Source organism: Pseudomonas sp. R3-52-08 (assembly GCF_003851745.1).
Classification (GTDB): Bacteria; Pseudomonadota; Gammaproteobacteria; order Pseudomonadales; family Pseudomonadaceae; genus Aquipseudomonas.
This window is the reverse complement of record NZ_CP027730.1, coordinates 3,816,357-3,835,201: the sequence shown is the minus strand read 5'-3', so window position 1 is coordinate 3,835,201 and position 18,845 is coordinate 3,816,357. Positions and strand designations below refer to the sequence as shown.

The following is an 18,845-nucleotide window of genomic DNA, read 5'->3' as shown; positions in this document are numbered from 1 at the left end:
TCTATCCCCTGCAATTGTCGGCACGCCCACGAATCCACGACCAGTCGGCGATGCTGCCGGCGTAGTGGTTGGGCAGGTTATGGCCAGACTGGAAAGTGCCATCGAGGCTGAGCTGCCCCCGCTGTTCCTGGGTAGCGGGACGAAACGACAAGGCTCCACCCTGGATATGTACCGGCCCGACGCTGGATTTGCGCAGGGTCACGGGGCTGGCGGTGGCCATCACGGTGTAGCGGTCGATCAGGTTCGTGGCGTAGTAGAAACTCACTTGGGCCGTCAACGCGTTGCTGCTGTCGGGTTTGTAGGGATCAAGCAGTTCCACGGTCACTTGCAGGTCCGGCAACAAGGGTTGGCGGTACTGGGCAATCACGCTGGTGGTTGGGCTCTGCCAGCGGATAAGGTCGCCGCGATAGGCTTGCGCGCTGTCCTTGTTGTCCTCGTGCGTGCCTTCGATATTGAAGTCGGCGAGCACATGCGAAGTGTTCGGAGGGGCACAGAAAAATGCGCCCAGGCTGCCACGTATGCGTTGCCCATCGCTGGCCAGGTCAAAGGTGGCAGTGGGTGTGTCGGCCGTCATGCTCAACCCGGTCAGGCCAGCGCCGCCCATGGACAGTTCGGCGTTCACCCGGGCCTCGCGACTGTCGACGATCAGAACGAACAGCACCGGACCGACCTGACGGCTGACGTTCATGCCGGGCAGCAGTATCGGCCCTGGCAGGCACGGTGCCGGGGTCGCCGAAGAGGCGGAAGGAGCGGGAACGAGGTCGGCGCAGCCCGAGGTCAGGGAGGCGTACTCGACGCTGGAAAAAGTATGGCTGAACCCGTCAGGCAAAGCCGTCGGCGCATGTCTGTCGGTCGCCATTACCCACAGGATGGTTGCCAGAATCGCGCCCAGTGTTAACCAGCAAACCCGGGTATAAAGCATCCGATGCTTTGTCACGCGAGGGTACCGTCCATGTCCCGTACTGCGTTAATGAAACCGACGTACGTGCGCGTCCGCCGGCTTCAAGGATGGGGTCTGGCTAAAGAACCCGTATGGATCAGGAAAGGCTGAATGTACCGATGTTGGTGCTGGTGAAAGGCGTCTCGGAACCGCTGTCGACGATGACGCCAGTGAACAGAATGCTGAACCCCGAGCCGACGTTTTGCAGCGTCACCTTGGCGCCCGCGCGCAGGATCACCGGTCCGGCAGGGGCGTCGGCGGAGAGAATTTGCGTTGAGGCAGTGTTAGTGACTTGGGTCGCCCACAGCAGGTTGTTCTGGTAGTTGAACGTGACCTTGGTGGTTTCGTTGGGATCGCCGTTATACGTGGTCACAGAGTTACAGTTGATGGTGAGGGGCGTGGTGACGGTATTTACCGAAGTGAAGGCGTTCATTTTGAATATCCTTTTCCAGTGTTGGTCATGATCCAGGGAGCTGAATCGAGTGAGAGTCTAGGCGTGCTTCTTCGGCTGTAAAGGAAGGGCGCTAACAGAATTTGGTGCATTTTTTCGCCAGTTTTGCGACGAGCGCGTGGCTTGCTTAACGTCCAACTGACTGTAATCAGATGGCTTTTTGCAATGGGGCAGAGTGTGGCTAAATGCCTCTAATAGCGTTTTATAAGCATCGTTAGGCCGAAATAGTCGTTCGATCAGCTCCCTGGGCACGCCCATGGGAAAAAGCAGTATTGGCTATGGAAGAAAGAGTAAAAATCCCTTCCCGGCGAAACACCTTCGCGAGTAGTGCCGGAGTAAAAACGCTTGCCTGTTTTTCCTTGCCGGTTATTTAAGGGAAAGTGCGTGAATAATTAAGGCGTATGGCTATGTGCAACTAGTGGCAATTGGCTGCCAACGCTCTAAATCAGTGCATTCAGCAATGTTTTGTATTTATATTTCCCTCGCACAGGAACTAGCGCTATAACTTCCAGTCGATACCCCCGGCTAACTCCCGGCAGGGCTATGGCGAACTAATGGCATTGTTCGGTAGTTCCAAATAGCCATACTTCTCGCCCTATCAGATATCACTTAATTATGTCGTCAGCCCCCATCAATGCCTGCCAGATGCCTGTCCCGCACACCGAGCAGGTGTGCGCATGGTTGATGGCGCATGCAGGGCTGAAGACCGTCGACCTGGACCGCGCCAGACGCTTATCCACCGAGGGTAGCGACCTGCTCGGTCTGCTCACGCGCCTGGGGTTGGTCAGCGAAATCGAACTGGCCCGCGCCTGGGCCGCCTTGCTCGATGCGCCGCTGATGCACGCCGAGGCGGCGCCGCCGTTGCTCGACCCGATCCCCGCGCTGACCGAGCGCTTCATGCGCCACTACCAGCTGGTGCCCATCGGCTGGGCCGATGGCGGGTTGCGCGTACTCGCGGCCAACCCGGCCCAGCTGTATCCATTCCAGGCCCTGGCCTATGCCTGCCAGGTGCCGATCTGGCTGGCCATCGGCCCGCGCACGGAAGTCGACAGCCTGATCGAGCGCTACTACGGCCAGGGCCGATCCGCCATGGGCACGCTGGTGGAGAACCTGGGCGAGCAGGGCGGTGCGCTGGAAGATATCGAGCACCTCAAGGACATGGCCTCCGAAGCGCCAGTGATCCGCCTGGTCAACCTGATCCTGCAGCGCGCCGTGGAGCAGCGCGCCTCGGATATCCATATCGAACCCTTCGAACACCAGCTCAAGGTGCGCTACCGCATCGACGGCGTGCTGCACGACGCCGAGGCGCCGCCGGCCAGCTCCTCGGCAGCGGTGATTTCCCGGGTGAAGATCATGGCGCGCCTGGACATTGCCGAGCGCCGCCTGCCCCAGGACGGTCGCATCATGCTGCGTATCCAGGGCAAGGAATTGGATTTGCGCGTGTCCACGGTGCCCACCGCTTTCGGCGAATCGGTGGTGATGCGCTTGCTCGACCGACAGACCGTGCAGTTCGATTTTCCCAGCCTGGGCTTCGATGGTCAGCGCCTGGCCACTTTTCTTGAACTGCTGGAACGGCCCCACGGCATTCTGCTGGTGACAGGGCCGACCGGTTCCGGCAAGACCACCACGCTCTACACCGCGTTGTCGCGCCTCAACACCCCTGAGCGCAAGATCATCAGCGTGGAAGACCCGGTCGAATACCAGCTCGAAGGCATCAACCAGATCCAGGTAAAACCGGCCATCGGCCTGGACTTTGCCGGCGTGCTGCGCTCCATCGTGCGCCAGGACCCGGACGTGATCATGATCGGCGAGATCCGTGACCTGGAAACCTGCCGCATCGCCATCCAGTCCGCGCTCACCGGCCATCTGGTGCTGTCCACCCTGCACACCAACAGCGCCGCCGCCAGCATCACGCGGCTGCTGGACATGGGCGTCGAAAGTTACCTGATTGCCTCGACCGTCAGCGGCATCCTTGCCCAGCGCCTGGTGCGCCGCCTGGACCCGGCCACCCGCGTGGCGTTCGAAGCGCCAGCGGCGTTGATCGAAGAACACGGCCTGGACCGTCTGACCGACCAGCGCCCGATCCTGCTCTACCACGGCGAATACCATGGCCGCAGCGCCCTCACCGAGTTGCTGGTGATGAACGACGAGGTGCGCGGCCTGTTGATGCGCCACGCCGACGCCGTCACCCTCGAGCAAGCCGCTCGCCGCGCCGGCTTGCGCACCTTGTATGAAGAGGGCTTGCGCCAGGCGCTGGACGGCGTCACGAGCCTGGAAGAAGTGCTGCGCGTCACCCGTGGGGAACCGGCGTGACGCTGTTCAAGTTTCGTGCGCTCGACAGCCAGGGTGTCGCCCACAACGGCACCCTGCAAGCCAGGGACCAAGCCGCTGCCGTCGCCGCGTTGCACAAGCGCGGCCTGCTGCTGTTGCAGATCGAAACAGCGGGTCGGCCCCTGTTGAACCCCGCGCGCGGAGCATTGAAAGGCGCGGGTCTGGTCAGCTTCACGCAACAACTGGCGACCCTGCTCGGCGCCGGCCAGCCCCTGGAACGCTGCCTCGGCCTGTTGCTCAAACAGCCCGGCTCGCCCCAGGTGCGCGGTTTGATCGAACGCATCCGCGACGAGGTCAAGGCCGGCCAACCGTTATCGGCCGCGCTGGAACAGGAGGGCGGCAGCTTCTCGCCGCTGTACCTGAGCATGGTGCGCGCCGGTGAGGCGGGCGGCGCGCTGGAACGCACCCTGCGCCAGCTCAGCGACTACCTGGAGCGCAGCCAGCGCCTGCGTGGCGAGGTGATCAACGCGCTGATCTACCCGGCGTTCCTGGTGGTGGGCGTGTTGGGTTCGCTGGCGCTGTTGCTGGCGTATGTGGTGCCGCAATTCGTGCCGATTTTCCAGGACCTGGGCGTGCCGATCCCACTGATCACCGAAGTGATCCTGGGGCTCGGCGAGTTTCTCGGCGCCTATGGGCTGCTGGTGCTGGCCGGGTTGATCGCCCTGCTGTGGGCGGTGGTCATCGGCCTGCGCGACCCGCGCCGCCGCGAGCGCTGTGATCGCCGCGTGCTCGGCCTGCGCGTGCTCGGCCCGCTGCTGCAACGGGTCGAAGCGGCACGGCTGACGCGCACCCTGGGCACCTTGCTCAGCAATGGCGTGGCGCTGCTGCCGGCGCTGGTGATTGCCCGGCAGGTCTGCAGCAACCGAGCGCTGCAGGCGCAGGTGGCGATGGCCGCCGAATCGGTGAAAGCCGGTGGCAGCCTCGGCCAGGCGTTTGGCGGCCAACCCTTGCTGCCCGAACTGGCGCTGCAAATGATCGAGGTCGGTGAACAGGCCGGTGAACTGGACAGCATGCTGCTCAAGGTCGCCGATATTTTCGACGTCGAGGCCAAGCGCGGCATCGACCGATTGCTCGCCGCACTGGTGCCCACCCTGACCGTGGTCATGGCGGTGCTGGTGGCGGTGATCATGCTCGCGATCATGCTGCCGCTGATGAGCCTCACCAGCCATATATGAACTTCAAGGAGCTATAACGATGAATGCCCGACGCCGCCAAAGCGGTTTTACCCTGCTGGAAATGCTTGCCGTGATCGTGCTGCTGGGCATTGTCGCGACCATCGTGGTACGCCAGGTCGGCGGCAATGTGGACAAGGGCAAGTACGGCGCGGGCAAGGCCCAACTCGCCGGCTTGAGCATGAAGATCGACAGCTACGCGCTGGACGTTGGCTCGCCGCCCACCAGCCTGCAACAACTGGTGGACAAGCCCGCGACGGCCTCCGGTTGGGCCGGGCCCTACGCCAAGCCGTCGGAATTGAAAGACCCGTTCGGCCACGCGTTCGGCTACCGCTTTCCCGGTGAGCATGGCGCCTTTGACTTGATCTTCTACGGCCAGGACGGCCAACCCGGCGGCGAGGGCTACAGTGCCGACCTGGGCAATTGGGAATAACCGGCCCATGGCCCAGCGTGGATTTACCCTGCTGGAAATGCTGGTGGTGATCCTGCTGATCAGCCTTGCTGCCGGCTTGCTCAGCGTCGGGTTGCGCCAGGGCCTGCAAGCGGCCAAGGAGCGTCGGGTGGTCGGGCAGATGGTCGAGGCGCTGCGCGCTACACGCGCCGGGGCGATTATCAGCGGCCAGGCGGCGCGTACCGAATTCGATCTGCCCAACCGTGCGTTCAGCGCGCCTGGCCGGCCACCGCTGCACTGGCCGCAAGCGCTGCAACTGAGCATGCACACCGCCGAGCAAGCCGGCTCGGCGGTTGAGTTCTACCCTGACGGCAGTTCCACCGGCGGCAACCTGTTGTTGACCAGCGGCACCCGGCGCTGGCGCATCGATATCGGCTGGCTGACCGGCAGCGTGCAGTCCAAGGCGTTGCCATGAAGCGCCAGGCCGGTTTCACCCTGCTCGAAATGCTCGCCGCCCTGACCCTGCTGGCGGTGTGCAGCAGTGTATTGCTGGTCGCCTTCGGCCAGAGCGCGCGTTCCCTGGCGCAGGTGGCGCGCAGTGATCGGCTGGCCCATGCGGCGCTCACGGTGCTTGATCAGGAAACCGCCGGCCGCCTCGACAGCGGTGTGCGCCAGGGCGAACTGGATGGCATCCACTGGCAACTGACCCTCAGCCGCCAACAGCCGCAGCTGTATCGCCTCGACCTGACCGTCAGCGAAGGCCCGCACCAGGCGCATTTCAGTACCTTGAAGGCGCGCCTGTGAAGCGTCGCGAGCAGGGCTTCACTTTGCTGGAAATCCTCGTGGTACTCAGCTTGCTCGCGGTGCTGCTGGTGCTGGTCGGCGGCGCCTTGCTGGGCGCCAATCGTGCGGTGACCAAGGCCCAGCGCTACACCGTCAGCCTGGACGAAATGCGTGCCGCCCAGCAGTTCCTGCGCACCGCCATCAGCGAGGCGCTGCCTCTGGATGTGACGGAAGACGACAGCCAGGCCGAGGGCTTTTTCAGCGGCACGGCCGAGCGCCTGCAGTTTGTGTCGACCTTGCCCGGTGTGCTCGGCGGAGGTATCCAGCGCTTTACCCTGCAGCGGGTCGATCAGGCGCTGCAGGTGCAGTTTGCGCAGTTGGAATCCCACATCAACCCGGCCCGCGTTGAACCGCAGGTGCTGCTCAACCACGTCGAGCAGATGCAGTTCAGCTACCGCGGCCTGTCGCCCCTGGGCCAGCCGACCGGTTGGGTCGCTGACTGGCCCTGGCCGAGGCGCTTGCCTTATGCGGTGCGCATCGTGGCCAACGTCAACGGGCCGGTGCCGTGGGTCACCCAAGTGATTGCGCTGCGCCTGAACCTGTCCAGTGGGAGCCTGGAAGAATGAAGCGCCAGCGCGGTGCGGCGTTGCTGCTTGTGCTGTGGGTGCTGGCATTGCTCAGCGTGTTGCTCGGCGGCCTGGCCGGTTGGGTGCAGTTGCAAAGTCGCCAGGCCCTGTGGCTCAAACAGCATACCCAGACGCAATTGGCGGCCCAGGCCGGCATCGCCATGGTGATGGCGCAGCAGCATTGGGTGGCCGATGGGCGCGCTATGGCGCTGGGTTTTGACGATGCGCGGCTGCAGGTCAGCCTGCGCAGCGAGCGCGGCAAGTTGTACCTGATCAACGCCTCGGCCGATGACCTCACGCGCCTGGCCCTGGCCTGCGGCGCCACCCCGGCCCAGGCGCAGCAATGGGTCAAGGCGCTCGAGGCCCGGCGTACACAAGGCCTGGCGCCGTTTCGGGTGCTCGAAGAAGTGCGCCAGCTGCCGGGCATGACCCAGGCGCTCTACAGCCAATTGCTGCCCGAAATCACCTTGTGGAGCGACCTGGATCGACCCGATCCGGCGTTCGCCAGCCCCTTGATGCGCAAGGCGCTCAACCTGCCAAGCCGCAACGCCGAGGGCGCCGACCCCGGCCAAGTGGTGGAAATCGACAGCCGCGCCGAGCGCCCCGGCGGTTACCAGGCGCGCGTGCGCATTACCGTTTCACTGAGCCCAGCGGAGGACAGCGCACAGCCCTATCGGGTGCTGCGGTGGCAAGAATGAATCGACTCGAACCTATCGCCCGCCATTGGCGCGGCAGCCTGGCCCAACAGGCCTGGCGCCTGTGGCTCACGGAGCTGCGCGGCTGTGTGCCGGGCTGGCTGGCACTCAAAGAGCCGCCGGAGCGCATCCATCACTGGCCGCTGAGCGCGCCGCTCGAACTGGGCCAAGCGCGCCAAGTGCTGATGCTCGGCCCTGACGACGTGCTGCGGCAAACCGTGCACCTGCCCCTGGCCGCCGCGCGCAACCTGGCCAATGTGGTGGGTTATGAACTGGACCGCTATACCCCGTTTGATGCCGAGCAGTTGTACTTCGTCGTGCGCCAGGAACAGCGCACCGCTACGCACCTTGAGGTGACGCTGGTAGCGATCCTGCGCGAACGCCTGGACCAGATTCTCGCCGACTGCGCCACCCTGGGCCTGCGGCCTCATCGGGTGGATGTGGCAGGCATGGGCATCGACCTGTTGCCCGCCAGCCTGCGCCCGCGTCAACGCGCACAGGGCTTAGGCTTGCAACGCAGCCTGCCGTGGCTGTGCGGCGCCTTGCTGATCGCGGCGATGCTGCTGTGGCTCAACGACCGCCAGCGTGTCCTCGATGCCATGCAGCACAGCGTCCAGCAACAAAAAGCCCAGGTGGCCCAGGTGCATGCCCTGCGCCAGCAACTGCTCAACACTCAGGGCGCGGCGCAGTACCTCACGCGCCGCAAACTGGCGCAGCCGCCCTTGGCCGGGCTGCTGAATGACTTGACCCGCTGCCTGCCGACCGACACCTGGCTCGAGCAATTGGACGTCAAGGACGGTGAGATTTCCATCGCCGGTCAAAGCGCCAAGGCCAGCGGCCTGATCACCCGAATCAAAGGCTGCCACCGTTTGGAAAACGCCCAGTTCGAAGGGGTGATTCAACCCGATGCGCGCACCGGCAAGGATCAGTTTGCCCTGCGTGCCCACTTGCGCCAGGAGGCTGCCGATGCGCCGACCCCTCACACCCCGTGAACGCCGCGGGGCCGCCTTGCTGGTGCTGGCCGTCGTGCTGGGCGCGGCCTATTGGCTGCTGATCGACAGCTGGTTCGCCGGGCCGCTGCGCAGTATGGGCGCCCACGCCGAACAGTTGCGCGAACAACAGCAACGCTATGCCAGCCTGTTGCGCCAGGGCGATGCGCTGCGCCAGCAGCTTGAGCAGGCACGGCAGGACCCGGCCAGCAGCGCCAGCCTGTTGCCGGGGGATGACCCCGACGTGGTCGCCGCCGACCTGATGCAGCGCCTCGCCGACCTCATCGCCAGCCAGGCCAGTCGTGGCGGCGGTTGCAGCCTGACCCAGCGCAAACCCATCACTGCCGGGCAGGACGCCGGCGAGCCGTATCGCCAGGTCAAGGTCAGCCTGACCCTTGAGTGCGCCATCGAACCGTTGACCGCGATCCTGCATGCGCTGGAGTATCAGCCGCCGTATCTGTTCGTCGATGAGCTGCGCATCCGTCGCAGTCGCGAAGCGCCCGCCCGTGGCGGCGCGGGCAAGTTGGTGGTCAACCTGCTGGTGCGCGGCTACCTGCAACCGGCGCGGGTGGCGCCATGAACGGCACACTGCGCCCCCTGGAATGGGGCTTGCTCGGCCTGGCCGGGTTACTGGGACTGTTGATGGCGGTGATCCTCAGCAGCATCGGCGATGAACCACAGTGGTTGCCCGAGGAACCTGCACCGGCGCAGCCCGCCGTCAATCTGCAGGCGCCGCCGACGGTGGCCCTGGCTGACCTCGCCGGTACCTGGCAAGCGCCGCTGTTCAGCCCGGATCGCAGCCCTGACCGTGTGGCGGGCAAGGCGCGGGTCACCAGCCTGTCGAACCTGAGCCTCAGCGGCATCATGATCACCGGCAATCTGCAAATGGCCATGCTTAAACAATCCGACGGCCCACCCCTGACGGTGCGCCTGGGCCAGAGCCTGCCCAACGGCTGGCGCCTGGAACACCTCACCCCGCAATCGGCGCGCTTCGCCCTGGACGGACGCACCCAGACCCTGAGCCTGTACGGCAAGCGGCTGCCCTCGATTTCTCCTTCTCGCGAGCCACTCCCTTGATTGATATGCGCACCCCGTTGTTTTGCCTGGCCACCACCGTCGCCCTCGGCGGCTGCGGTGCGTTGCCCGACCGCCTCGACCCGGATAAAGAACTGCTCCACGAAGCCCTGCAGGGCACCGGTTCGCAACGCCCGCCCAGCGAGGCGCCCGTGCTGCAAAGCTCCCAGCCCGAGGCGAAGTCACCCGCGCCGCGCCAGTTGATTCGCGGCAACCAGCAGTTCCTGCGCGCGCCTGCATCAACGCCTGCGTTGAAGGAGGCGGGCGGCGACATCGTGTTCAACTTTCAGGACCAGCCCATCGAAGCGGTGATCAACAGCGTAATGGGCGACCTGCTGCACGAAAACTACAGCATCGCCCAGGGCGTAAAGGGCAACGTCAGCTTCTCCACCTCCAGGCCGGTGGATAAGCAGCAGGCGCTGTCGATCCTCGAAACCCTGTTGTCCTGGACCGATAACGCCATGATCCGCCAGGGCAACCGCTATGTAATCCTACCGGCCAATCAGGCGGTGGCCGGCAAGCTGGTGCCGCAGATGCGCGTGGCGCAGCCCGCCAGCGGCCTCTCGGCACGCCTGTTCTCGCTGCGCTATATCTCCGCCACCGAGATGCAGAAACTGCTCAAGCCCTTCGCCCGGGAGAACGCCTTCCTGCTGGTGGACCCGGCGCGCAATGTGCTGAGCCTGGCCGGCACCCCGGAAGAACTGGCCAACTACCAGGACACCATCGACACCTTCGATGTGGATTGGCTCAAGGGCATGTCGGTGGGCGTGTTCGGCCTGCAACGCGCCTCGGTGGCCGAGCTGATGCCCGAGCTGCAAGCCATGTTCGGCGCCGACAGCGGCACGCCCCTGGCGGGCATGCTGCGGTTCTTGCCGGTGGAGCGCACCAACTCGGTGGTGGCGATTTCTTCCCAGCCCCAGTACCTCAGCGAAGTGGGTGACTGGATTCGCACCATCGACGAGGGTGGCGGCAATGAGCCGCAGATGTACGTGTACGACGTGCGCAACATGAAGGCCGCGGACCTGGCCAAGTACCTGCGGCAGATCTATGGCAATGGCGCGATCAAGGACGACACCCCGGCCAAGGTCGCGCCGGGGTTGCGCACCACTACGCTGTCCTCGTCCACCAGCGCAGGGCTGCAGGCCAACACCCCCGCGCCCGCCGCAGAGGAACCCACGCAGGAGAGCAGCGAGGAGACTCCGGCGCCGCCCATCAGCGACCTCGAAACCGGCACCCGCATCACCGCGCAAAAAAGCAGCAACCAACTGCTGGTGCGCACGCGTCCGGCGCAATGGAAAGAAATCGAAGCGGCGATCAAGCGCCTCGACAACCCACCGCTCCAAGTGCAGATCGAGACACGCATTCTCGAAGTCAAACTGACCGGCGAACTCGACCTTGGCGTGCAGTGGTACCTCGGCCGCCTGGCCGGCAACTCCACCAGCACCACGGTGGCCAACGCCTCCGGCAGCCAAGGCGCATTGGGCGGTGGCGGGGCAGGGCTGGGGGCGGCGGATTCGTTGTTCTATTCCTTCGTCAGCTCCAACCTGCAAGTGGCCCTGCACGCCTTGGAAACCAACGGCCGCACCCAAGTGCTGTCGGCGCCGTCGCTGGTGGTGATGAACAACCAGCCGGCGCAGATTCAGGTGGGGGACAACATTCCCATCAGCCAGACCACCGTCAACACAGGTGACGCCGATACCACCTTGAGCAGCGTCGAATACGTGCAGACCGGCGTGATCCTCGACGTGGTGCCGCGCATCAATCCGGGCGGGCTGGTGTACATGGATATCCAGCAGCAGGTCAGCGATGCACAGAGCCCGGGTAGCAGCAGTGAAACGCCGGTCAATCCACGGATTTCCACGCGCTCGGTGTCGACTCAGGTCGCCGTGCAAAGCGGGCAGACGGTGTTATTGGGTGGGTTGATCAAGCAGGACAACGCCGAGAGCGTCAGCGCCGTGCCGTACCTGGGCAAGATCCCCGGCCTGCGCTGGTTGTTTGGCAACACCAGCAAATCCAAGGACCGCACGGAGTTGATCGTGCTGATTACCCCACGGGTGATTACCAGCAGCAGCCAGGCACGGCAGGTGACGGATGATTACCGCCAGCAGATGCAGCTGTTGCGGCCCCTGTAGGAGCGAGCCCTCCCACATGTGGAATTTTGATCGTTCCCACGCTCTGCGTGGTAACGCCTCCTGGGACGCTCCGCGTCCAGCTTCCGGCCGATGCTGCTGCGTATAGGTGACGCAGAGCGTCACGGGCTGCATTCCCACGCGGGAGCGTGGGAACGATTTTCGAACGCCGTACCAATGTGGCTGAGACATTATTTATATGAATAAAGATATTTATAAATAATGAAATTAACAAATATTAGCTTATACCCAAATAGCATTATATTTTTAAAATCCATTCCGTTATGTTTGGTCTCAACAGCCTACCCCAGACCCCGGATGGTACCCAGCGTGATTCAGATTCTGCGCACCTGACCGGGTAATCCCCGGCAGCAGAATCGTTGGAACGGAGTTCAACGTATGTTGCCCCTTCAAGCCCCTCGCTCGCCCCACACCTAGTTCAAACCGCACCCACACCTTGAACACCGGCCATGCCGCGTCTGACGCGTGCCTGCCCGACCCTGCGATTTGAAAAACCGGGATCAGCGATGAAGCATGTTCTACCCCCCACCGCAGCCTTGACTTTTTCCCTGCTGGCCGCCGCGGCCCAGGCCCAGGGCGACAGCACCCTATCCACCGTGGTCGTCACCGGTAACCGTGGCGCCGAGCAACGCACGGTCACCAGCAGCCCGGTGCCTATCGATGTGGTCAGCGCCAAACAACTGCAAAGCACCGGTAAACCCGGTTTGATGGAAGCGCTCAGTGCGGTGATTCCATCGCTGACACTCCCGGAAAAAACCGGCTGGGACGCCAGCGGCATTGCCCGCGCACCCAACCTGCGTGGCTTGAGCGCCGCCGAGGTGCTGGTACTGGTCAATGGCAAGCGGCGTCATACCAGTGCGACCCTGAACATCAACGGCATCAACACCGGCGCCGCACCGGCCGACCTGGACCTGATCCCCATCAGCGCCATCGACCATGTGGAAGTGCTGCGCGACGGCGCCGCCGCCCAGTACGGTTCCGACGCCATCGCCGGGGTGATCAATGTGATCCTCAAGGCCGACACCAGCGGCACCTCGGTGACCAACGCCGGCCTTGGCTATGACGGCAAGAAGCAGACTGTGCAGCAAAGCCTCAACAAAGGCTTTGAAATCGGCGACGGCGGCATCGTGCAACTGGCCCTGGATGCGCGCAGCCAGAATGACGACAACAAGGCCAGCGCCAACGGCTACACCTACGAACAAGCCTACGGCCTGGCCGGCAAGTCCACTTACGGCGGCTACGGCACGCCCAAGACCAACCTGCTGACCCTGGGCTACAACGCCGAACTGCCGCTCGACGACAGCCTGAGCCTTTACTCCTTCACCACTTACTCACGGCGCAAGGCCGAGCAGGGCCAGAACTTTCGCCTGCCGACCATCACCAACACCATCACCACCGGGCCCAACGGTTATCCGGCCGGCTACACGCCCACCTGGTACATCGACGAAGACGATTTCCAGGCCGCCTTCGGTGGCAAAGGCACCGTGGGCGAGTGGGACTGGGACCTGTCCACCACCTACGGGCGCAACGAAGCGGAGCAGGGCACCACCCATAACCAGAACCCGTCCCTGGGCGAGGCCACGCCGAACAGCTTCACCTCCGGCACCTGGATTTCCACCGAGCTGACCACCAACCTGGACGTCAAGCGCGGCTTCGATATCGGCCTGCAAAAGCCGCTGGACCTGTCTTATGGCCTCGAGCACCGACGCGACACCTATGAGGTGCAGGCCGGTGACTACGCGTCCTATGCCAACGGCGGCTACTGCGTGGCACCGGGCAATTGCGCGTCGTCTGGGGCCCAGGTCACCAACGGCATTTCCCCGGACGAAGAAAGCACCGCCTCGCGCAACAGCGTCGCAGGTTACGTGGACGCGGGCTTCAACCCGCTGCCGGACTGGTACGTGGGCACCGCCGTGCGCTATGAGCATTACAACCAGGGCGTGGGCGCTACTCGCAGCGGCAAACTGACCACGCGTTATGACTTCACGCCGCAATTCGCGGTGCGTGCCACGGTGAGCAATGGCTTTCGTGCGCCGTCCCTGGCCAACAGCCTGTTCAGTGCGCGCTCGACCACCTATGGCGTGGTCGACGGGGTGTACCAGTCGATCAACTACGGCGTATTGCCAGTCGGTTCGGCGGCGGCCAAGGCGTTGGGCGCCGAGGACCTCAAGCCCGAACGCTCCACCAACTTCAGCCTCGGTTTCACCCTCACCCCCACCGACCGCCTGAGCTTCACCGCCGATGCCTACGTGATCAACCTGCGCGACCGCATCACCCTCACGGGCACCTTGCTCGGGCCGGAAGTTACCCAGGTGTTGCAGAACAACGGCGTCAACTCCACCTCTGGCGGCCAGTACTTCATCAACGGTGCCGACACCCGCACCAAGGGCCTGGACCTGGTCAGCAGCTATAACCACGACCTGGGCGCGTTCGGTGCCGTGAAGTGGACGGCCGCGTTCAACTGGAACCAGACCAAAATCCTCAATTACAAGGAGTCGACCACCATCCTCGGCACCTCCTACGAGCTGATGGACCGCGAGGCGCGCAACCTGATCACCGACGTGCAACCCAACACCAAGCTGATCCTCGGCGGTGACTGGAGCATCGGGCGCGTGAACCTCAACCTGGCCCTGACGCGCTACGGCGCCTACAAGGAAGTCAACGCATCGGCCAATCGCGACCTGGACCGCGTCTACAGCGCCAAATGGATCACCGACCTCGACCTTGGCTACAACCTCACCAAGGACCTCAACCTGGCCATCGGCGCCAAGAACCTCTTCGACATTTACCCCAAGAAACAAGGCGTGCCGAGCAGCACCATGCTCGCCAGCTACGGCACCTATTCGCCCTATGGTTTTACCGGCGGGTACTACTACACCCGGTTGACTTATGCCTTCTGAGGCCTGCGAGGAATAGAACATGCCCATTGTCGCCAAACCCTACGACCTGATCGATGAGGTCAACCATTACCCGATCCGCACGCGCCGCGCCGCCACGCCGATCAAGGCCCTGCAGGTGGTGCCGGCCCGGCATCCGTGGCGCTGGGCTGGGTCGATCTTCGCCGCGCTGGTGCTGCTCGCCATCGTGCACTCCCTGGCCACCAACCCGCGTTGGGAGTGGGGCGTGTTCGGCCAGTGGTTCTTCTCGCCGTCGGTGCTGCGCGGCCTGGGGCAGACCCTGTTGCTGACGCTGCTGAGCACGCTGTTCAGCGTCATTCTCGGCACCGCGCTGGCCCTGGCGCGGTTGTCGGGCTCGCCGCTGCTGGCGGCGTTGGCCTGGGGTTATATCTGGTTCTTCCGCTCGATGCCGGCGCTGCTGGTGCTGATCATCCTCTACAACTTTGCCTACCTGTACGACCACATCGTGATCGGCGTGCCGTTCACCGAGCAGGTGTTCGCGCAATGGTCCACCGTGGATGTGCTCAGCCAGTTCACCGTGGCGGTGCTGGGCTTGAGCCTGATGCAGGCGGCGTACGCGGCGGAGATCATCCGCGGCGGCTTGATCGGGGTGGATGCCGGCCAGCATGAAGCGGCGGCGGCATTGGGGCTGCCGGCCTCGCGGCGGATTTTCCGGATCATTTTGCCCCAGGCCTTGCGCTCGATTCTGCCGTCGGGTTTCAACGAAATCATCGGCCTGGTCAAGGGCACGTCCATTGTCTACGTGCTGGCCCTGCCGGAGCTGTTCTACACCGTGCAGGTCATCTACAACCGCACCCAGGCGGTGATCCCGCTGCTGATCGTGGCCACGGTGTGGTACCTGATCATCACCACGGTGCTGACCAGCGCCCAATATTACGTCGAGCGCCATTTCGCCCGAGGCACCGCGCGCGTGCTGCCGCCGACACCGCTGCAACGCCTGCGCCATTGGCTCAAGGAGACATCCCATGGCTGAAGCACGCGCAGGGCGCATCCAGATCCAGGGCGTGGGCAAGCGGTTCGGAAACCAGCAGGTGCTCGATAACATCGACCTGACGATCGATCCGGGCAAAGTCACAGTGATCCTCGGGCCGTCCGGCTCGGGCAAATCCACCTTGCTGCGCACCATCAATCACCTGGAAAAGATCGACAGCGGGCATATCACCATCGACGGCGAGTACGTCGGCTATCGGCGCAAGGGTGACCTGCTCTACGAGCTCAAGGAGCGCGAAATTCTCAAGCGGCGCATCGACGTGGGCTTCGTCTTCCAGAACTTCAACCTGTTCCCGCACCTCACCGCCTGGGAAAACGTTGCCGAAGCGCCGTTGGCCCACAAGCGCTGGAGCAGGGCCGAAGCCCAGGGCAAAGCTGCCGAACTGCTGACCAAGGTCGGCCTGGCGGACAAACTCGACGCCTACCCGCGCCAGCTCTCCGGCGGCCAGCAACAGCGCGTCGCCATTGCGCGTGCCCTGGCGCTGGACCCCAAGGTGCTGCTGTTCGACGAACCCACCTCGGCCCTCGACCCGGAACTGGTGGGCGAAGTACTCGACGTGATCAAGGGCCTGACCCGATCGGGCGTGACCCTGGTGATCGTCACCCACGAAATCGGCTTTGCCCGCGAGGTGGCCGACCATGTGGTGTTTCTCTGCGACGGCCAGTTGATCGAAGAAGGCCCGCCCGAACAGATCTTGCGCCAACCCCGACATCCCCGCACCCAGGCCTTTCTCGGCAAGGTGCTTTAGTTCAAGGAGTGACTGCCCATGTTTAACCATCCCCTGCGCGTGGCCGTGCTGGCGCTTGCCGTCGGCACCGCACAACACGCGCTTGCTGTGCAGCAGGTCGACCTCAGCCCCGACCGCCCGCGCATTCATGCGCCACGTAACGAGGCGGCCATCGCGCAAATCCCGCCGGGCTTCAAGTTCGCCCAGGCGGGCAAGTTCACCGTGGCCGTGTCCGGTGTGGCCGGGCCGCCATTGGCGCTGCTGGCCAGCGATGACAAGACCACCATCGGCAGTGAAGCCGACACCGCGCAGTTGGTCGCCGACAGCCTCGGCCTGCAACTGAACGTTGTGCAGACCAGTTGGGAGGACTGGCCCCTGGGCGTCAGCTCGGGCAAGTACGACGCGGTGATCAGCAACGTCACCGTGACCGAGGCGCGCAAGAAGCGCTTTGACTTCGCCACCTATCGACAGGATGTGCTCGGGTTTTACGTCAAGAGCACCAGCCCGATCAGCGAGATCAAACAGGCCGCCGACATTGCCGGGCTGAAGATCATCGTCGGCTCCGGGACCAATCAGGAAAAGGTCTTGCTGGCGTGGAACGAGGCCAATGAAAAGGCCGGCCTCAAGCCTGCGCTGTTGCAGTACTTCGACGACCAGGCCGCCGCGCAGCTGGCGGTGCAGTCGGGGCGCAGCGATGCGTTGTTCGGGCCCAACTCGGTGTACGCCTATTCGGCGGCGATCACCGGCGGTATCAAGCGCGTCGGCACCGTCAACGGCGGCTGGCCGTTGCAGGCGGATATCGCCGTGACCACGCGCAAGGACAACGGCCTGGTCAAGCCGATCCACACCGCCCTGGAAGGTGCGATTGCCGGAGGGCAATACGCGCAGGTGCTGCAGCGCTGGGGGCTGGATGTGGAGCGCGTGGATAAATCGCTGATCAACCCACCGGGCCTGCCGGATTAGGAGTCGCGAACATGACACTGACACGACGTGAAGCGCTGTCCAGCATCGCCGCAGTCGGCGGCGAAAAGGCGGTCAAGGATGCGCTGGCCGCATTGGGCCTGGGGCCGTCTTCACACCGGCGGCCGCAACCGCTGAAACTCAAGGATGGCCTGGGCCAGGGCACCCGCGTGCTGGTGCTGGGCGCCGGGATTGCCGGGCTGGTCACTGCGCTGGAACTGAACCGGGCCGGGTTCACCGTGCAGGTGCTGGAGGCGCGCGACCGCGTGGGTGGGCGCACTTGGACCCTGCGCAACGGCGACCGCGTGGACTACAAGGATGGCCGCTCGCAAACTGTGGCGTTCGATCCGGGCCAGTATTTCAACGCCGGCCCTGCGCGTATTCCCAGCCAGCATCGCACGATCCTCGACTATTGCAGCGAATTGGGCGTGCCCCTGGAAGTGCTGGTCAACAGCAGCCATGGCGCCCAGGTGCGGCCCGACTTGCAGCAACCGGCGTTCACCGTCGGCCAGGCGGTCAACGATGCACGCGGGCATCTGTCCGGCTTGCTCGCCAAGGCAGTGCAGCGCGATGCGCTCGACGATGTCTTGACCCTTGATGAACGCACGCGGTTGCTCGCGTTCCTGCAGGTGTATGGCGACCTTTCCCAAGCGCTGGCGTACGAGGGCAGTTTGCGTTCCGGCCACCTGGAATCGCCTGCGCACCCCGGCGCACTGCCGGCCAGCGCGCGGCCGCTCGACCTTGAGCGCCTGCTGCATCCAGAGCTGTGGGGCGCGCTGCTGCACACCGAATTCCCGGAGTTTTCGGCAACCATGTTCCAGCCGGTGGGCGGCATGGACCGGATCACCGAGGCGTTCTACCAGCGCGTGCGCGAGCAGGTGCAGCTGGGCGCACAGGTACGGCAGATTCGCCAGTTGGGAGACGGCGTCGCGGTGACCTATCACGACCAGCACAGCGGCCGTGAACAGGTGGTGCGCGCTGATTACCTGGTCTGCACCTTGCCGCTGCCGTTGCTGGCCAAACTCGACACCGACTTCAGCGACCCGATCAAGGCGGCCTTGCTCAGCACCCGCAGCGACCAGGCAACCAAAGTGGCGTGGCAATCGCCGCGCTTCTGGGAAACCGATTACCGCACTTATGGCGGCCTGTCCTGGGTCGAACACCCGGCGCGCTTGCTTTGGTACCCGAGCAACGACCTCAATACCCGCGAAGGCGTGCTGGTGGCCGGTTACGTCACCGGGGAGGGCGCCGACGTGTTCGGCGCGCAGTCGTTCGACGCGCAATACGCCACCTCCCGGCACGCCGTGGAGTTGCTGCACCCCGGTTATTCCAGGCACCTGCGCCATCCGTTGGCGGTGTCCTGGGAGCAGATCCCCTACAGCGAAGGCCCGTGGCTGCAACGCGAACACTTCCCGGCCGATGCCAGCGCGCTGCTGGAACAGGCCCACGGCCGCGTGTACTTCGCCGGCGACGGCCTGGTGCAAAGCGGCGTGGGCATCTGGCAGGAATCGGCGGCCAATTCGGCGCGGCATGTGGTTGCGCAACTGGCCGAGCGCGTGACGCAACAGCGCCAGATCACGGCATTGGCGGCGTCATGAGACTGCGCTGTCGTGGCGAGGGAGCTTGCTCCCGCTGGACTGCGTAGCG

General features: G+C 64.3%; 18 protein-coding genes. 16 read left to right on the top strand and 2 right to left on the bottom strand.

Features of this window, described 5'->3' with window-relative positions:
* Position 1: 1 nt before the first annotated feature.
* Both C4J91_RS17470 and C4J91_RS17465 read right to left on the bottom strand, forming a co-directional pair.
* Positions 2 to 937, bottom strand: a complete 936-nt coding sequence (locus tag C4J91_RS17470; protein WP_164484551.1) for a hypothetical protein — start codon at positions 935 to 937, stop codon at positions 2 to 4.
* 100 nt (positions 938 to 1,037) lie between these two features.
* Positions 1,038 to 1,373, bottom strand: coding sequence for a hypothetical protein (locus C4J91_RS17465; protein ID WP_124363485.1), 336 nt, complete (start codon positions 1,371 to 1,373; stop codon positions 1,038 to 1,040).
* A 663-nt stretch (positions 1,374 to 2,036) separates the two neighbouring features.
* On the opposite strand from C4J91_RS17465, the gene C4J91_RS17460 reads away from it, so the two are divergent.
* From C4J91_RS17460 to C4J91_RS17385, 16 genes are all read left to right on the top strand, one after another.
* Positions 2,037 to 3,704: a GspE/PulE family protein gene (locus C4J91_RS17460; protein WP_124365176.1), complete on the top strand. Its 1,668-nt coding sequence runs from the start codon at positions 2,037 to 2,039 to the stop codon at positions 3,702 to 3,704.
* Positions 3,701 to 4,897: a type II secretion system inner membrane protein GspF gene (gene gspF / locus C4J91_RS17455; protein WP_124363484.1), complete on the top strand. Its 1,197-nt coding sequence runs from the start codon at positions 3,701 to 3,703 to the stop codon at positions 4,895 to 4,897. Before C4J91_RS17460 ends, gspF begins: the two co-directional genes overlap by 4 nt.
* A 19-nt stretch (positions 4,898 to 4,916) precedes the next feature.
* Entirely contained in the window at positions 4,917 to 5,327 is a 411-nt protein-coding gene (gspG, locus tag C4J91_RS17450; RefSeq protein ID WP_124363483.1) for a type II secretion system major pseudopilin GspG, read from the top strand.
* Between the two features lie 7 nt (positions 5,328 to 5,334).
* Positions 5,335 to 5,760 carry a GspH/FimT family pseudopilin gene (locus C4J91_RS17445; RefSeq protein ID WP_124363482.1) on the top strand — a complete coding sequence of 142 codons (426 nt, stop codon included), beginning with the start codon at positions 5,335 to 5,337 and terminating at the stop codon, positions 5,758 to 5,760.
* Positions 5,757 to 6,089, top strand: a complete 333-nt coding sequence (locus C4J91_RS17440; RefSeq protein WP_124363481.1) for a type II secretion system protein — start codon at positions 5,757 to 5,759, stop codon at positions 6,087 to 6,089. The genes C4J91_RS17445 and C4J91_RS17440 overlap by 4 nt, the downstream gene beginning before the upstream one ends.
* Positions 6,086 to 6,694, top strand: a complete 609-nt coding sequence (locus C4J91_RS17435; RefSeq protein ID WP_124363480.1) for a prepilin-type N-terminal cleavage/methylation domain-containing protein — start codon at positions 6,086 to 6,088, stop codon at positions 6,692 to 6,694. The genes C4J91_RS17440 and C4J91_RS17435 overlap by 4 nt, the downstream gene beginning before the upstream one ends.
* Positions 6,691 to 7,392: a general secretion pathway protein GspK gene (locus C4J91_RS17430; RefSeq protein ID WP_124363479.1), complete on the top strand. Its 702-nt coding sequence runs from the start codon at positions 6,691 to 6,693 to the stop codon at positions 7,390 to 7,392. Before C4J91_RS17435 ends, C4J91_RS17430 begins: the two co-directional genes overlap by 4 nt.
* Positions 7,389 to 8,381, top strand: coding sequence for a type II secretion system protein GspL (locus C4J91_RS17425; protein ID WP_124363478.1), 993 nt, complete (start codon positions 7,389 to 7,391; stop codon positions 8,379 to 8,381). The genes C4J91_RS17430 and C4J91_RS17425 overlap by 4 nt, the downstream gene beginning before the upstream one ends.
* The gene (gene gspM, locus C4J91_RS17420) at positions 8,356 to 8,958 is read left to right on the top strand and encodes a type II secretion system protein GspM (RefSeq protein WP_124363477.1); all 603 of its coding nucleotides are present in this window, start codon (positions 8,356 to 8,358) and stop codon (positions 8,956 to 8,958) included. The genes C4J91_RS17425 and gspM overlap by 26 nt, the downstream gene beginning before the upstream one ends.
* The gene (locus C4J91_RS17415; RefSeq protein WP_124363476.1) at positions 8,955 to 9,455 is read left to right on the top strand and encodes a general secretion pathway protein GspN; all 501 of its coding nucleotides are present in this window, start codon (positions 8,955 to 8,957) and stop codon (positions 9,453 to 9,455) included. Before gspM ends, C4J91_RS17415 begins: the two co-directional genes overlap by 4 nt.
* Positions 9,456 to 9,460: 5 nt before the next feature.
* On the top strand, positions 9,461 to 11,584 hold the full coding sequence (gene gspD / locus C4J91_RS17410) for a type II secretion system secretin GspD (RefSeq protein ID WP_124365175.1): 2,124 nt from the start codon (positions 9,461 to 9,463) through the stop codon (positions 11,582 to 11,584).
* Between the two features lie 524 nt (positions 11,585 to 12,108).
* Positions 12,109 to 14,502, top strand: a complete 2,394-nt coding sequence (locus C4J91_RS17405) for a TonB-dependent siderophore receptor (RefSeq protein ID WP_124363475.1) — start codon at positions 12,109 to 12,111, stop codon at positions 14,500 to 14,502.
* A gap of 19 nt (positions 14,503 to 14,521) precedes the next feature.
* Entirely contained in the window at positions 14,522 to 15,493 is a 972-nt protein-coding gene (locus C4J91_RS17400) for an amino acid ABC transporter permease (RefSeq protein ID WP_124363474.1), read from the top strand.
* Positions 15,486 to 16,259: an amino acid ABC transporter ATP-binding protein gene (locus C4J91_RS17395; protein WP_124363473.1), complete on the top strand. Its 774-nt coding sequence runs from the start codon at positions 15,486 to 15,488 to the stop codon at positions 16,257 to 16,259. The genes C4J91_RS17400 and C4J91_RS17395 overlap by 8 nt, the downstream gene beginning before the upstream one ends.
* Positions 16,260 to 16,277: 18 nt before the next feature.
* Complete coding sequence (locus tag C4J91_RS17390; RefSeq protein ID WP_124363472.1) at positions 16,278 to 17,201, top strand: ABC transporter substrate-binding protein; 924 nt, start codon at positions 16,278 to 16,280, stop codon at positions 17,199 to 17,201.
* Between the two features lie 11 nt (positions 17,202 to 17,212).
* Complete coding sequence (locus C4J91_RS17385) at positions 17,213 to 18,796, top strand: FAD-dependent oxidoreductase (RefSeq protein ID WP_124363471.1); 1,584 nt, start codon at positions 17,213 to 17,215, stop codon at positions 18,794 to 18,796.
* Positions 18,797 to 18,845: the final 49 nt, after the last annotated feature.